Source organism: Agrobacterium sp. MCAB5 (assembly GCF_052114365.1).
In the GTDB taxonomy this organism is placed as follows: domain Bacteria; phylum Pseudomonadota; class Alphaproteobacteria; order Rhizobiales; family Rhizobiaceae; genus Agrobacterium; species Agrobacterium tumefaciens.
In genome coordinates this window covers 1-522 of the sequence record NZ_JBFREP010000195.1, presented here as the reverse complement: position 1 = coordinate 522, position 522 = coordinate 1, and the positions used below count along the sequence as shown (strand labels likewise).

The window sequence follows — 522 nt, the reverse complement described above, 5'->3', positions numbered from 1 at the left end:
CGCCTGCCCACCAGATGCTTGACCGCCGCCACCAGCGGGTAGGCGGCAACGCCCTGCCGAAGCGACCGGACATTTTCCTCCAGTGCCTTATCGCTCTGGTTCTTCCACAGGGCAGCGGAGGAGGCGGGGTCGATGTTGACCGTCGCCGAGATGCAGCCGGCGTAATGGTCCCGGCCGGCATCTGTCAGCGACACTTCGTTGCTCGGGAACACGGTTAAGCCCGGAATTGCGGCGAGCTGGCGGGCATAGTCGAGATTGCCGGAACTGTCCTTCGCGCCCCTGATGCGATCGGGGAAAGCGGATTGCAGACGCGCGGCGAGAGCGGGGCTGAATTCGATGCCCGTGAGCTGCGGGAAGTTGTAGAGATAAAGATCGATCGGCTTGGCCTGCGTCTGCCCGACGAGTTCGCCGAACCATGCGAAAATACCGTCTTCCGGAACTGGCTTGTAATAAAAGGGCGGCAGGACTAGGGCTGCTGCATATCGGAGTTCCGAGGCTCGCCGTGTCAGCGCCACCGTGGTC

The 522-nt window shown here is 62.8% G+C and carries 1 protein-coding gene; it reads right to left on the bottom strand.

The window, feature by feature from the left end:
• On the bottom strand, positions 1–522 hold a 522-nt coding region (locus tag AB4Z23_RS28180), incomplete at both ends, for a dihydrodipicolinate synthase family protein (RefSeq protein ID WP_441361269.1).